The following is a 14914-nucleotide window of genomic DNA, read 5'->3' as shown; positions in this document are numbered from 1 at the left end:
AATGAAATGTATAACCATATATTACTAGCCGCTGATGGCTCTGAAAATGCTTTACGTGCAGCGAGGGAGGCAGCAAAAATTGCAAAGCTTTGCAGTCATACTGTTGTAACGGTTATCTATGTAGCCCATTTTGAAAAGAGTAAAACCGAGGTTCTTTATTCTTCATCAGCCGAAACCTTATTTTTAGAGCGTCGAAAAAAAATAACTTTAGTAGAGCAAGTATTTAAAGACGCACAAATTCAATACAAGGTAGAAATATTAAAGGGGATACCGGGACCTGAAATTGTCAAATATGCAAACAATAATGGAGTAGACTTAGTAGTAATCGGTAGCCGAGGTTTAAATTCACTCCAAGAAATGGTTTTAGGTAGTGTTTCACATAAGGTGATGAAACGTGTAAACTGCCCTGCCCTTATTGTAAAATGATTTTAAAAAAGAGAGAATCCCCAAATAATAGGGATCTCTCTTTTGTTTTTATAATCTTGGGTCTACAGCATCACTTTCTAGTGCAAGAATAGCGAGCACACATTCATGGATACGTGCTGTACTTTCACCGCGCACAAAACGCTCTATTCCCTCTAGGCCGAGCGAGAATTCCTGTAAGGCATGCTTCATTTTCTTGCTCGGGTTACGTTTTTTCAGTTGTGCTAGCTGCTCCGTGTCTGTATAATCCATCCCATATATAATACGTAAATATTCTCGCCCTCTTACTTTAATGGCTGGCTGCACTAATTTCCCTTTATTTTTTGGTATAAATTCTAACGGTTTAATCACAATGCCCTCATGACCAACGGCTGTCATTTCTTCCCACCAGCTAATAACAGATGCTACGTCCTGCTCTGTTTCAATTAGCTTATATTCTGTTTCAATAAACAGCTTAGAATGCTGTGCGAATAAACGATTCATTTCCATATGCCATGTATGTGGTTTGTGGAAGCATGTTTCATCGCTATGGGCAAGTACATGGAACGGGGCAATTTTAATAGCCGATAAATCATCAACCGGCCAGCAATAATTTTGATACACTGCATCAAAGCGAACTGCATTGCGAACTAGCTCTTCATACTCAGCTAGCCAATGGGAAACATCCAAATTCTTTGTTTCTTGTAATTTTTGGAGGATTTTTTGACGATCCATCATTGCATGCTCTGCTACGTGTGCATACTGTTCATCAATCAATGACTGCGCTTTTAAGTTCCATGGAAGGATTTCTGCATCTAATAACACAAAATCAGTGTTCATTTTGTCAAAATATTGTTTAGTTAGCAATTCCTCATGGATTTGTCCTACTATTTTCTGCTGGACATTCTGTTCAAAAAATGCTCTTCCCGTTCGAGTTGAAATAATTCCAAGTGTTTCTTTATCAATCATTGATTGAGCTACTTTTTCATTTTTAAATAGAAGTAAAACAGCTCGACTTCCCATATGCTTTTTCTCTGCTATTAGCTTCGAAATTCCATGTTTTTTATAGTATGAAATCGCCTCAGCAGGATGCTCCAAATAATCGTTTAACGAAGAGGTTTGGGGTGTTGGACTCATCGTTGGTGGAATATAAATAAGCTGCTCAAGCGGTAATGTATAATGTGAAATTGTATCCAACGCTGCCTTCGCATTCCCCTCTCCAATGTGGATTTTCCCACTGTGCATCGTTTCAACATCGAACCCATTCAAAAACGACTGTATATTTGGTGGGTTGAAACGTTTAGCTTCAGCTTCAACTAAAGGGTTTCCATCTATTCCTGCATAATTTGCATGCGCCTTTATTGCAACAAAAGCTTGCTCAGGGTAGCGAAAAGAGGTTAACTCACCACCAAATACAACCCCCTGGTCGATATTAATTGTGTTATTAATCTTATACGGATTTATTTTTGGATCGTGCCCCCAAACAATAAGCTCAGACGTTTTGTGTTCTAAAAACCAGTCTGCACGAATTGGTTTGCCATTTTCGTTCACTTCTACGATGTCTCCATAACGGCAAAAATCTTTAATTCGTGATGAGGTTTTGCCTATATAGCGATCCCGAATGCCTGCATGGGTTACGACCACTTTTCCTATGCCGTTTTCCATTAAAATATAATGTGATGGAGCATTATATAGCATTTTTGAAAGTCGAAGCTTCAAATCATTTGTTGTTTCCGCTCCATGCATTTGCTCATACTGTAAGAATTCCTGTTGTACTAGTTCATCTCCATGTGCTAATTGGACGGAACGCCCTTCTAGCCAACGACCTATTTTCCAGCCATGATTACTGTCGGTCATAAAGCTTAGTCCTGCTTCAATTTGCTTTAACCAAAACTCCATCGTTTCAAGTGATTTCGGACCCCGACTCATAATATCTCCAACCGACATTAAACGCCTACCTTCAGGATGAATATAAAGCCCCTCTACCTCAAGGTATCCTAACTCCTGAATAAGCTCCATCATTTCATCATAACAGCCATGGATATCACCGATAATGTCAATTCCATTCCCAATCTCAATGTTTAGCGGAGAGGAATGACGAATAATTTGAATCGGTTCATCCTTCACCGTATAGACACGTGTGAAGGGCTCCTTTTTAATAAATCTTTTCTCATCCTGTAGTTTTCGGAACTGTTGCTTCACACGGTTCACACCACGTGGCTTATCACGACTACCATCTCGTGCTACAAGAACATCAAGCGCTATATCAAATACTATTCCATATACAGGAACATGCTGTTGTTTCGCGATTTTAAAGTATTTCTCTCGCTCCTTTGCCTGTAAATGTGTTGCATCAACAAAAGTTAGTCGATTCAATTTTGCACGAGCAAGAATGACGTGCTCCATCATCTGAAAGGCCTCGGTCGATAAGGCACTATATTTTTCATACAATAACTCTGATTCCCGCTTCGACTTCCCATTAAAATCAATAAAATCCTGATCTCCAACAAGAATCCGGTAAGCATCTGAGCTTACTATTTCTGAAGAAGAAATAGTTCCTTCTTCAACAAGCTTCTGTAAAAAGTGAGATTTGCCACTATTCGAAGGACCGATAAGAAGGATGATTGCAGCATGCGGTAAATGAATTTGCATTATTTTTCCTCCCTTCTTTTAAAAATACACATTTGTGTCGGTGTCCCGTAAACAGCATCCTGTGCACCAATTCCAAAATACTGAAGATCATATAACCGATGTTTATTCATCTCAAAACACCAGCACTCAAATTGTTCTCGAGTCCATTCAAATCGATGATCCTCATGACGCATTTCCTCTAGTTCGTAAACTTTATTAAATTCAGCATTTGGCGTCGTTATGATTAAAGTGTTAGGTTCATAATCATGTAATAGCATGTCCATGATTTTAGGTAAACGCTCTTCGTTTATATGCTCAATCACCTCACACAAAATCATGACATCCTTACCTCTTAATGATTCATCCCAATAGAATAACGAGCCCCATTGAATTTTAGGAAGGACCGCTGTTTCAAGCCCTTCAAACCGATGTGTTGCTTTCTTTATCTCGGATGCACTAGGCTCAACAGCAATTAGCTCTCTAATCGTTGGAATTTCACTTAACAAAGCGGTTAATTTCCCTTCACCTGCACCTAAATCAACAACCGTCTTATGTGCTACCTGCTTTACTTTCTCAACAATAGCCTCATAACGTTGCCTATTTAAAGAATCCTTTTTTATTCGTGGCGCCTCTCCGATAAGGTGCTGGAATCGTAACGCCTTTTTTAAAATAAAATCCTTTTTAGGATGTGTATGTAACCAGCCTTCTCCGTATCTTTCTAGGCGTTCACGCTCTTTTTCATCTATAAAATAATGCTTATAATCATCCATCACAGGTATTAAAACAAATAATTGATGAAGTGCCCTTTTCAATGTAGTATTACCTGAGATTTTAATAAACCTTGCTCGTTTTTGCTCGGATATTGTATCAAATTCGACACTATAGCCAAGTGGCTCGAATAATTCTACAATCTCCGTATCGCTCAGCTTCGTTGAGACTGGCCCAAACTCGAATTGCAATGGAAAAGCTTGTTCCGCAAAAGTTGCATATTCTTCCTTTGGCTTTCCATTTAAGGCCGTACCAAGTGCTTTTCGAATTAGCGATAAAAAGATACTACTAGTAGCAAAGCCACGATCATTAATATAATGAGTAATATCATACGCCTGCTCATTGTAAACAAGAGCTAACGGGTCTGGTGTAACAAAAATAGTTGCATACATTTCCTCTTCGGCTAGTGTATGATAAACAAAACGAACAGCATGGCCCTTTTCAGTTCGCTCATATAAATTATTTGGATTTTTTGCAAGCAAATATGATAACTCTTTTGCATAAGGTGTTTTCGAATAAATCGATAACTGCATATCCTAACCCCCTTCTATTTCTAGCATAAAGGATATTAAAAAATTATTCTATATTTCACTGTTTGTGTTTGTTGATTTTAGGCTCTTCACCATAAATCGGGGTTGATTTCCGTTGCTCCAGCGTGCTTTCCTGGGGGCGTCCGATGGCCTCCTCACTACGTTGCGGGGTCTCATCTGTGACGCTAATCCCCAAGGAGTCACGCTGGCTCCACTCCAATCAACAAAGGGACCGTCTGAAAAGACATTTTGAGACGGTTCCTTTACGACGAGGATGGTGAATCATGATGCGACCACCGCAGGAGCAATATTTCTTAATGGATAATTAATGAGAATCAATATTTAGAAAATTATTTTATCCGGAATTATTTCCAGCAATTTTTAGCACATGTAACGTATAGCGGCGAGTGTAGCTGACGGCTGCGCCTTTCGCTACAGAGCAATGTATTTTTGCACCGGAAGTGAAGCGGCAGGTGCAAAGCTTCCTGCGGGAAAGCGGAGTGATGAGACCCCGCAGGAAATTTATTTGCGACGAAAGCGCAGCGACAGGAGCACCTTGCGACGAGGAGGCTCAGCGTTTCGCCCGCGGAAAGCGTCCGCTCGGAGTGCAGTGTGCGGTGCATATAGCAAACCCGACTTTTGGTGATGAATCTGATTTTATCCAAAATGTTATAATTTTTGAAGAGGTGATACTATGATAGCTATTCTGTTACTATCCATATCTACGATAATATTCATTATAAAGTGGTATCAATTTAATAATAGTATTTATAAAAGACAAACAAATGAACGCTTTTTTAGTGTTTTATTTAACAAAGGAAAACATGGGGAGTCAGGTGTGTTTATTGTAAAAAATCTCTAATATAGTTACATTTTTTTATCAAAGTATTATCAAAAATAACTTGCCAGTTGATTGTAGCGGAATCGGCGAGACTCCTACGGGAATAGCGTGAGCTGAAGACCCCGCAGGAGCGAGGTACGAGCGACGAGGAGGCTGAGGCCATGCCCGTGGAAAGCGAGCCGAATGTAGCGGAAATCAACTTTTAATACGATTACATTATAACAATAATAGGTAAATCAACACATGTGATGGGGAGTATTTAATATCAAAAATTATCGAAAAGAGAGCTCTTCCAACACACAAACAACTATTCAACTTGTATTTAAGGAAGAGCAATAGTGAGGAAATAACTGAAATTGATTTAGTATATATTGATAGAACAGGGATTTATGTTGTTGAATCAAAAAACTATAGTGGATGGATATTCGGTAAGGAAGAACAATTTAAATGGACACAAACGCTACCGAATAAACAAAAATTTACGTTTTATAATCCTGTGAAACAGAATGACACACATATCAAAGCATTACAGCAGGCATTACAACTGGAATCTCACTTTTTCCAATCGGTAATCGTCTTTAGTGAACGGTGCACTTTAAAATCAGTTTCTATAAAACGACAGAATGTAAATGTAATAAAACGAAATGATTTAAGTGCTTATATTGCGAAGCATTCAAAGAGGAGTTATCTTTTAAGTTATAATGAAATAGAAGAAATATACTTACAATTACTATTACATTGCTCAGTTGCAGACCAAATTAAGCAAAAACATATAGAAACTATTCAAGAAAAATATAAATAAGCTTTTTAAAATAAGAATAAAGCGTCTCCAAGCAGTATATTTAATACGAGTTCATTTTCTTGATATAATACTTTGTATAACTTGTGTCAACAAAATTTTCTATGTTGATGTCCGTCCTCATCCGGGGTATGATTGCCTCAACAAATATCCTAGCTGGAGATGATACATATGAATGAACAGATCGAATATTTCGTTGAAAAAATGGAAGCTACGATTCTATCAGACATCGTCACTGAAAATGAGCAGGACTTATATGAAATTGCTACAGATTTGATTAGCCATAACGACGGTAAAATGTTCGCTGACATTTGCCAAGCTTACGAATTGGTAAAACACCATCTAATTGCATAAATTTGATACCCCCTTTCCTGCTACAGCTTTTGTTGTAGCAGGTTTTTTATAATCATTAGTAAAAAAATGACCCGAGAAGCTCGGGTCATTTCATGATGTTACATTATTCAAATACTACACGTTTTGCTTCGTATGCTGTGATTTGTTCTTCATACTTAAATGTTAATGCGATCTCGTCCCAGCCATTTAATAGCATTTCTTTATAATATGGGTCTATATTAAATGTATACGTTTTACCGTAGCCAGTCGTGACTGTTTGATCCTGAAGATTCACTTCAATTTCCTGTGCATTTTCTAAGCCTTTTGCCAGTAACTCTTCGCACTCAGCTTCAGTTAATTTAACTGGTAAAATACCATTTTTAAAGCAATTATTATGGAAAATATCCGCAAATGATGGTGCAATTACTACGTTAAAGCCGTAATCTAAAATAGCCCAAGGTGCGTGCTCACGTGATGAACCACAGCCGAAGTTATCTTGCGCTACTAGTATTTGAGCCCCTTTATAAGCTGGTTTATTTAGGATGAATGATGAGATTTCATTGCCTTCCCCATCAAATCGCCAGTGATAGAATAAATACTGGCCAAACCCCGTACGCTCAATACGCTTTAAAAACTCTTTTGAAATAATTTGGTCTGTATCTACATTTTTATGATCAAGTGGTGCGTACACACTTTTTACAATATTAATTGGTTCCATAAATTTAACCCCCTGCTTATGCTTCCTGCTTGATTAGCGTGCGGACATCGACGAAGCGACCATGAATACCAGCTGCTGCTGCCATTACTGGTGATACTAAATGTGTACGAGCACCTGCACCTTGTCGACCCTCGAAGTTACGGTTTGATGTTGATGCACATCGTTCACCGGCTGGAATTACGTCTTCATTCATTCCTAAACATGCTGAACATCCTGATTCACGCCATTCAAAGCCTGCATCTAGGAAGATTCTATGTAGTCCTTCCTGTTCAGCAGCCTGCTTTGTAGACCAAGACCCTGGTACAACAATCCCTTTCACACCTGCTGCAAGGTGATTGCCTTTTACGATATCTGCTGCTGCACGTAAATCTGATAGACGAGAGTTTGTACAAGAACCGATAAATACATGCTGGATTTCAATATCAGTAATATTTTGCCCTTCTTGTAAATCCATATATTTCAACGCTTTTTCTAATGCATTACGATCAATTTCATTATTATAATCTGCTTTTGTTGGCACCGTTTTCGTTACGCCAATGCCCATTGATGGATTTGTACCCCAAGTGACGATTGGTTCAATTTCAGATGCATTTAACTCTAACGTTACATCGTATATAGCATCGGGATCAGATGCTAAGCTTAACCAGTATGCAGCAGCCTCTTCAAACTGTTTTTGCGGAGCGAAACGACGACCACGTAAGAATTCAACAGTAGTTTCATCTGGTGAAATAAGACCTGCTTTAGCTCCAGCTTCAATCGACATATTACAAATTGTCATTCGTTCTTCCATAGAAAGTTTACGAATTGCATCACCTGTATATTCTACGATATGACCGGTACCAATACCGATACCCCATTTTGCTATGATTGCAAGGATAATATCTTTTGCTGTACAACCAAACGGTAGCTCACCATCTACTCGAATTTCCATTGTTGGTGGCTTTGTTTGCCATAGAGTTTGTGTACTCATTACGTGCTCTACTTCAGAAGTACCAATACCAAATGCTAATGCACCAAATGCACCGTGGGTCGCTGTATGTGAGTCACCACATACGATTGTTTTACCAGGCTGAGTAAGGCCTAGCTCTGGTCCGATTACGTGTACAATCCCTTGATCTGGATGTCCAATATCAGCAAGCTGAACACCAAATTCTTTTGTATTATCTGCAAGAGTCATAATTTGCTTTTTGGCAATCGGGTCATTAATTGTTGGTAAATTTTTCGTTGGTACGTTATGGTCCATTGTTGCAAAGCAAAGATCTGTTCGTCTAACTTTACGGTTATTTAGGCGTAGCCCCTCAAACGCCTGCGGACTTGTTACTTCATGAATTAAATGCAGATCAATATATAATAGGTCCGGTTTACCATCTTCACGAACGACTACGTGATTTTCCCAAATTTTTTCGATTATATTTTTTCCCATTTTCTTCACCAATCCTTAATTATATGAAATCATAATTGAGTCAGAAACGAAGCTTGCATCAATTTCGTTAATAACTTTGTCTGTCCATTCATCTGTAGATAACACGCGGTCTCCATCACGTGCTAAATCTGCTGTAAAATACCCATCCTCAAACACAGCATTGACAGCTCGTTCAATTTCCGCAGCCTCTTCTTTTAACCCAAATGAATACTGAAGCATCATCGCTACCGAAAGAATAGTTGCTGCTGGGTTCGCCACACCTTGACCTGCTAAATCTGGTGCTGAACCATGTACTGGCTCATAAAGACCAAAATTATCGCCACGAATTGAAGCTGAAGGTAATACGCCAAGTGAGCCTGTAATAACAGAAGCTTCATCTGATAAAATATCACCAAACATATTTTCTGTTACAACAACATCATAATGACCTGGATTTGTAATAAGCTTCATCGCTACTGAATCGACTAAGTTATGTTCTACTTCAACATCCGGATATTGTTTTTTCTTTTCTTCTACAATTTCACGCCATAAACGTGAAGTATCTAAAACATTTGCTTTATCTACCGAGCATAGTTTTCCACGACGTAAGCGAGCAAGCTCAAATGCATTATCGACAATACGTTCAATTTCCTCACGTGAATAGACACATGTATCAATCGCAGCTTTTTCTGTCTTTTTACGAGGTTCTCCGAAATAAATACCACCTGTTAATTCACGTACGATCATTAAATCTACGTTCTCAGCGATTTCACGCTTTAAAGGAGAAGATGCCAGTAAGCTCGGAAACGCTTTTACAGGACGGAGGTTAGCAAATAAATCAAAAGTCTTGCGGATTTTTAATAAACCTTTTTCTGGACGCAACTCAGGTGGATTATTATCCCATTTCGGACCACCAACTGCACCTAATAATACAGCGTCACTTTGTTCACACATAGCAATTGTTTCATCCGGTAATGGATTATTAAATTGGTCAATCGCTGCACCGCCAATTGAACCATACCCTAGATGGAATGTATGATTAAATCGTTTACCAATAACTTGTAAAACTTTTACGGCTGAAGCGATAACTTCAGGACCAATGCCGTCTCCAGGCAATACTGTAATTTTCTTTTCCATTGAAAACACCTTTCCTTTTCGCGTTGTTCATTTATAGAAACGCCATCAAATAATTGTATTTGATGGCGCCAAGGGTTAAAGCACCGGCTCACTGACACGGATACTTTGTTGAATTAATTGACGATTGATTGCATTCAAATATGCTTTTGCAGAGGCTTCTAAAACATCTTGAGCTGCATCTCTACCTGTTACACTATAGCCGTTGTAGCTTAAGTTAATAACTGCTTCGCCAAGAGCATCCTTACCTTTACCAACTGATGTTACTCGGTAATCAAGGATATTTACTTCACCATCTACAAGCTGAGATAATGTATTGAAAATCGCCTCTACTGAACCTGATCCAGTAGAAACTAAAGTTCGAGTTTCACCTTCTGGAGTAATGACAGAAGCTGTTGCGGTTGGAATATTTTCCGTTCCGTACTGAACTTGAACACTGTTTAACGCGAATAATGATACATCAGCTATTGAAACTTGTTGTTCCGTTAATAGAGTTACTAAATCATCTTCAGTAACTTCTTTTTTACGATCTGCAAGCTTTTTAAATTCACTAAATGCTTTATTTAGTTTTTCATCCGATAGCTCAAAGCCCATTTTTTCCGCACGGTCACGGAATGCAGCACGACCAGAGTGCTTTCCTAAAACTAATGGCACATCACCTTCCCCGATTAAAGCCGGAGAAATAATTTCATAGGTTTCAGGGTTTTTCAGCACACCGTCCTGATGGATACCAGATTCGTGAGCAAATGCATTTTTACCTACAACTGCTTTGTTCGGTTGAATTACTACACCTGTTAGGCGGCTTACTAGTTGGGACGTACGCTTAATTTCTTTTAAGTTTAGTCCCGTTTCAATACCGTAAAAATCATTTCGGATATGGAATGCAACGCCAAGCTCCTCAAGTGCGGCATTCCCCGCACGTTCACCGATACCATTAATAGTACACTCAACTTGATCGGCACCATTTTGGACTGCTGCAATCGAGTTCGCTACCGCCATCCCTAAATCATCGTGACAGTGTGCAGAGAATTTTACATTATCGGCACCTAGACAATTTTCACGAAGGTAGCGGAATAACGCACCATATTCTTCAGGTGAAGCATATCCAACCGTATCTGGTACATTAATTGTCGTCGCTCCAGCCTTGATTGCTTCATTAATAATTCGAACAAGGAAGTTGCGATCCGAACGGAAGCCGTCTTCACAAGAGAATTCGACTAGAGAAAATTTACTCTTCGCATATTTTACTGCTTCTACTGCTTGCTCTATTACACTATCAGGCGTTTTCTTCAGCTTATATTCCATATGAATAGGACTTGTTGCAATAAACGTGTGCACATGTGGCTGCTCAGCAACTTTAATTGCTTCCCACACTGCGTCAATATCACTTTTTACAGCTCGCGCAAGTCCTGTTACGATAGAATTTTTTACTGTTTTAGCAATTAAATTTACTGCTTCAAAGTCACCTGGGCTTGAAGCAGGGAAACCTGCTTCAATAATAGTAACTCCAAGGCGCTCTAATTGTTTTGCGATTTCAATTTTCTCAGCAGTATTTAAATTAATACCCGCTGATTGCTCTCCATCGCGTAGTGTAGTGTCAAAAATGTCGATTTTACGCACTATTTCACCACTACCTTCTCTTTACCTTCATTGATGAATGGCATCATTACACGAAGTTTGCGACCAACTTCCTCGATTTGGTGGTTTGCACCATCTTCTTTGTATTTAGTATAACGAGGACGACCTGTTTCGTTTTCTTTGATCCAATCTTTAGCGAATGTACCGTTTTGAATGTCTGTTAATACTTCTTTCATGCTTGCTTTTACAGAATCAGTTACGATACGTGGACCTGTTACATAGTCGCCCCACTCTGCTGTATCTGATACTGAATAGCGCATTGTTTCCATACCACCCTCGAACATTAAGTCTACGATTAACTTAAGCTCGTGTAATGTTTCGAAGTATGCTAGCTCTGGTTGGTAGCCAGCTTCTACTAAAGTTTCGAAGCCTGCTTTAACTAATGCAGTTGCACCACCGCAAAGTACGGCTTGCTCACCGAATAAGTCAGTTACTGTTTCTTCAGCGAATGTTGTTTCTAGTAATCCACCACGTGCAGAACCGATACCTTTACCATAAGCTAATGCTAAATCACGTGCTCCGCCAGTTGCATCTTGATGAATAGCGAATAAACCAGGTACACCAGCACCTTCCTGGAATTGACGACGAACTAGGTGACCAGGACCTTTTGGTGCAACTAAGAATACGTCTACGTTTTCTGGAGGTGTAATTTGACCGAAATGAACGTTAAATCCATGTGCAAACATTAACGCTTTACCTTCAGTTAAATGTGGTGCAATTTCAGCCTCGTAAACTGCTTTTTGACGCTCGTCTGGAAGTAAAATTTGAATAACATCTGCTGCTTGAGCTGCTTCCGCTACTGTCATTACTTCTAGACCATCAGCTTTTGCTGCATCGTAAGATTTACCTGGACGGATACCTACTACTACATCAAAGCCAGATTCTTTAAGGTTTAATGCATGCGCATGACCTTGTGAACCGTAACCGATAATTGCGATTTTCTTCCCTTTTAGTACTTCATCGTTGATTTGATTTTCATAATACATTTGTGCCATTAGAATAGCCTCCTAAGTAATTTGTTTAATTGACGAGCGGCTTCTGCCGCTCGTTTTATATGCAAACTATTTTGTTATTTCAAAATAGATAGCTGCGGTTGATCTGTTTTTTGTGCCTCTCGCACCGATGCAGTTGCACCAGTACGTGTTAATTCTTTAATCCCGTAAGGACGGATTAGCTCGATAAAAGCATCGATTTTTTCCGGATGACCGACAACCTGATACGTTACAACATTTTTAGCAGTATCAATGATTTGTGGACGGAACGGCTCAACAATTGAGTTCATTTCTAAGCGTAAGTTCGGTGGTGAAATCACCTTAACTAAAGCAAGCTCACGAAGTACGATAGATTTATCTGTAATATCGTTAACTTTTAGTACATCAATTTGCTTGGATAGTTGCTTAATTAATTGCTCAATTTTATTTTCATCCTCTACATGAACGACAAACGTCATTTTGGAGAAGTTCGGTTGCTCTGTATGACCAACTGTAATTGATTCAATATTAAATTGACGCTTCATTAAAAGACCTGTTACGCGATTTAATACTCCACTTTGATTAATAACAATTACGGTAATTACGCGTTTCACAGCTTTTTCACCCCGATCATTTCATGTAATCCTTTACCTGGCGCTACCATTGGGTAAACGCTTGACTGTTGCTTTACACGAAGGTCGATTAACACAGGCTCATCACTGTTAATTGCCTCTGCTAATGTTGTCTCCATGTCTTCTAATTTTTCAATCCGATATCCTTTAATGTCATATGCATCTGCAAGCTTGACAAAGTCAGGCTGAATTGGCATTAAACTTTGCGAATAGCGTTCTTCATAGAATGTTTCTTGCCATTGGCGAACCATTCCTAAGCAGCTATTATTAATAATGATGATTTTAACTGGTAAATTGAATTCCTGTAGTAAAGAAAGCTCTTGCGCAGTCATTTGGAATCCTGCATCACCACAAATAGAAATGACTTTTTTCTCTGGTTTCGCAAATTGTGCTCCGATTGCCGCTGGGAATCCGAAGCCCATCGTACCAAGTCCACCAGACGTTACCCAATTATGTGGGTTATTTAAGCGGTAGTACTGTGCTGCATACATTTGATGCTGCCCAACATCTGTTGTAACAATAGCATCTCCACCAGTAATTTTATGAACGGCTTCCATCGCTTGTTGTGGCATGATTTCAGCATGGTCCTCGTCATACCATAATGGAAACTCTTTCGCATTATTATTTAAAAACTCTAACCATGCTTCTGTATCAGGAGCTTCAAATTCTTTTTTTAGAAGAGCTTTCAACGCTTCTTTCGCATCTGCTACGATTGGAATATCTGTTGGTACATTTTTACCGATTTCAGCTGGATCAATATCAATATGGATGATTGTTGCATTTGGTGCAAACGTTGCAAGATTACCTGTTAAACGATCATCAAAGCGTGCCCCAATATTAATTAATAAGTCACATTTTGTAATCGCATCATTTGCTGTCACAGTACCATGCATGCCCGCCATTCCAAAGAATAGCTCGTGATCACCATGTATACTACCTAATCCAAGCAATGTGTTAACGACAGGTAATTTGTACTTTTCTACAAATTCAGATAATTCTTTATATGCATCTGAGAATAGCACACCTGCACCAGCTAACACTAATGGCTTTTTCGCTAAGCTAATTGCTTGAATTGCCTTTTGAATTTGTAAGTAGTTCGGTTTATAAGTTGGCTGATAACCTGGTAAATAAATTTCTTCGGGTGTTTCTGGCATATCGCCATCCCCGAATATTGTCATCGATACATTTTTAGGGAAATCAATTAATACCGGTCCTTTACGGCCTGTATTAGCAATATGGAAAGCCTCTTTAACAATTCGAGGAATATCCTTTACATCCTGCACTTGATAATTATGCTTAGTAATTGGTGTGGTAATCCCCATAATATCTGCTTCTTGGAAAGCGTCTGTACCAATTACCGATGTAGCAACCTGACCTGTGAAAACAACAAGTGGAATCGAGTCAATCATAGCATCCGCAATTCCTGTTACTAAGTTCGTAGCTCCAGGACCACTTGTTGCAATTACAACACCTGGTTTATTGGAAACACGAGCATAACCTTCAGCAGCGTGGATTGCACCTTGTTCATGACGTGTTAAAATATGTCTGATTGGATTACGGTACATCGCATCATAAATTTGTAATACAGCTCCACCTGGATAACCAAAAATTATATCAACGCCTTGATCATGTAGTGCTTGAATTAATATATCCGCACCATCTTTCGGCTTTTTCACTTCTTGTTGTTCTGTCACTTGCTCTTGTAATACTTTTGCATTTGCAGACATTTTTTTACTCCTCCCTACTTTACTTAATAAAACTCATGCTACTTAAAAATCTACTGAAACATACGAGTTCTTTTGCTAAATTATCGATTTATATGCAAATAAAAAGCCCTTTTCTCCGCACGCAAAATAAAACCTTTACGTAGGGATGAAAAAGACTTTCCATGGTACCACCCTTATTCATAGCATTTTAGCTACCTCGTGAATAGTGATATAAGTCTACTTTCATCGAATGTTTTAAAGAATCAGAAAATTCGATGTGCAACTAAAGAAGACACACTATTCATTAATAACGAGCACTTCGAATATGCCCGGAGCTATCTAATGGCAAATGCGTTTAACAGCTCACTCCGAGGGGATGTCGGAACTAGTTGTATCGCCGGCTTCCAGC

General features: G+C 39.0%; 12 protein-coding genes. 3 read left to right on the top strand and 9 right to left on the bottom strand.

The genetic code is table 11. The features are described 5' to 3' along the window. Nucleotides 1–6 precede the first annotated feature (6 nt). Nucleotides 7–426, top strand: a complete 420-nt coding sequence (locus V4T18_RS00940; protein WP_332645530.1) for a universal stress protein — start codon at nt 7–9, stop codon at nt 424–426. Nucleotides 427–474: 48 nt separating this feature from the next. On the opposite strand, the gene V4T18_RS00935 is transcribed toward V4T18_RS00940, so the two are convergent. Both V4T18_RS00935 and V4T18_RS00930 read right to left on the bottom strand, forming a co-directional pair. After that, nucleotides 475–3054: a polynucleotide kinase-phosphatase gene (locus V4T18_RS00935; protein ID WP_332645527.1), complete on the bottom strand. Its 2580-nt coding sequence runs from the start codon at nt 3052–3054 to the stop codon at nt 475–477. Beyond that, nucleotides 3054–4334, bottom strand: a complete 1281-nt coding sequence (locus tag V4T18_RS00930; protein ID WP_332645525.1) for a methyltransferase domain-containing protein — start codon at nt 4332–4334, stop codon at nt 3054–3056. The genes V4T18_RS00935 and V4T18_RS00930 overlap by 1 nt, the downstream gene beginning before the upstream one ends. A gap of 1073 nt (nt 4335–5407) precedes the next feature. On the opposite strand from V4T18_RS00930, the gene V4T18_RS00925 reads away from it, so the two are divergent. Then, the gene (locus V4T18_RS00925) at nt 5408–5974 is read left to right on the top strand and encodes a nuclease-related domain-containing protein (RefSeq protein WP_332645896.1); all 567 of its coding nucleotides are present in this window, start codon (nt 5408–5410) and stop codon (nt 5972–5974) included. A 168-nt stretch (nt 5975–6142) separates the two neighbouring features. Further along, the gene (locus V4T18_RS00920) at nt 6143–6325 is read left to right on the top strand and encodes a hypothetical protein (RefSeq protein WP_332645522.1); all 183 of its coding nucleotides are present in this window, start codon (nt 6143–6145) and stop codon (nt 6323–6325) included. A gap of 103 nt (nt 6326–6428) precedes the next feature. Here the strand turns inward: V4T18_RS00920 and leuD are convergent, their stop codons facing one another. From leuD to ilvB, 7 genes are all read right to left on the bottom strand, one after another. Then, the gene (leuD, locus tag V4T18_RS00915) at nt 6429–7022 is read right to left on the bottom strand and encodes a 3-isopropylmalate dehydratase small subunit (protein ID WP_332645520.1); all 594 of its coding nucleotides are present in this window, start codon (nt 7020–7022) and stop codon (nt 6429–6431) included. A gap of 16 nt (nt 7023–7038) precedes the next feature. Then, nucleotides 7039–8445, bottom strand: coding sequence for a 3-isopropylmalate dehydratase large subunit (gene leuC, locus V4T18_RS00910; protein ID WP_332645517.1), 1407 nt, complete (start codon nt 8443–8445; stop codon nt 7039–7041). 15 nt (nt 8446–8460) lie between these two features. Beyond that, entirely contained in the window at nt 8461–9561 is a 1101-nt protein-coding gene (leuB, locus tag V4T18_RS00905) for a 3-isopropylmalate dehydrogenase (RefSeq protein ID WP_332645516.1), read from the bottom strand. A 75-nt stretch (nt 9562–9636) separates the two neighbouring features. Further along, nucleotides 9637–11178: a 2-isopropylmalate synthase gene (locus tag V4T18_RS00900; protein ID WP_332645513.1), complete on the bottom strand. Its 1542-nt coding sequence runs from the start codon at nt 11176–11178 to the stop codon at nt 9637–9639. Then, nucleotides 11178–12191, bottom strand: a complete 1014-nt coding sequence (ilvC, locus tag V4T18_RS00895; protein ID WP_332645510.1) for a ketol-acid reductoisomerase — start codon at nt 12189–12191, stop codon at nt 11178–11180. The genes V4T18_RS00900 and ilvC overlap by 1 nt, the downstream gene beginning before the upstream one ends. A 74-nt stretch (nt 12192–12265) precedes the next feature. Then, nucleotides 12266–12781 carry an acetolactate synthase small subunit gene (gene ilvN / locus V4T18_RS00890; protein WP_332645507.1) on the bottom strand — a complete coding sequence of 172 codons (516 nt, stop codon included), beginning with the start codon at nt 12779–12781 and terminating at the stop codon, nt 12266–12268. Beyond that, nucleotides 12778–14526 (bottom strand): biosynthetic-type acetolactate synthase large subunit, encoded by a 1749-nt coding sequence (gene ilvB / locus V4T18_RS00885; protein WP_332645504.1) that lies wholly within the window; start codon nt 14524–14526, stop codon nt 12778–12780. Before ilvB ends, ilvN begins: the two co-directional genes overlap by 4 nt. Between the last annotated feature and the right edge of the window lie 388 nt (nt 14527–14914).

It is taken from the genome of Lysinibacillus sp. 54212 (assembly GCF_036662795.1).
Classification (GTDB): Bacteria; Bacillota; Bacilli; order Bacillales_A; family Planococcaceae; genus Lysinibacillus_B.
This window is presented reverse-complemented; position numbering and strand designations above follow the sequence as displayed.

What these genes read in the sequence shown, in the direction of transcription:
- V4T18_RS00940 (WP_332645530.1), top strand. Translation starts at nt 7, where the DNA reads ATGTATAACCATATATTACTAGCCGCTGATGGCTCTGAAAATGCTTTA.
- V4T18_RS00935 (WP_332645527.1), bottom strand. Translation starts at nt 3,054, where the DNA reads ATGCAAATTCATTTACCGCATGCTGCAATCATCCTTCTTATCGGTCCT.
- V4T18_RS00930 (WP_332645525.1), bottom strand. Translation starts at nt 4,334, where the DNA reads ATGCAGTTATCGATTTATTCGAAAACACCTTATGCAAAAGAGTTATCA.
- V4T18_RS00920 (WP_332645522.1), top strand. Translation starts at nt 6,143, where the DNA reads ATGAATGAACAGATCGAATATTTCGTTGAAAAAATGGAAGCTACGATT.
- leuD (WP_332645520.1), bottom strand. Translation starts at nt 7,022, where the DNA reads ATGGAACCAATTAATATTGTAAAAAGTGTGTACGCACCACTTGATCAT.
- leuC (WP_332645517.1), bottom strand. Translation starts at nt 8,445, where the DNA reads ATGGGAAAAAATATAATCGAAAAAATTTGGGAAAATCACGTAGTCGTT.
- leuB (WP_332645516.1), bottom strand. Translation starts at nt 9,561, where the DNA reads ATGGAAAAGAAAATTACAGTATTGCCTGGAGACGGCATTGGTCCTGAA.
- ilvC (WP_332645510.1), bottom strand. Translation starts at nt 12,191, where the DNA reads ATGGCACAAATGTATTATGAAAATCAAATCAACGATGAAGTACTAAAA.
- ilvB (WP_332645504.1), bottom strand. Translation starts at nt 14,526, where the DNA reads ATGTCTGCAAATGCAAAAGTATTACAAGAGCAAGTGACAGAACAACAA.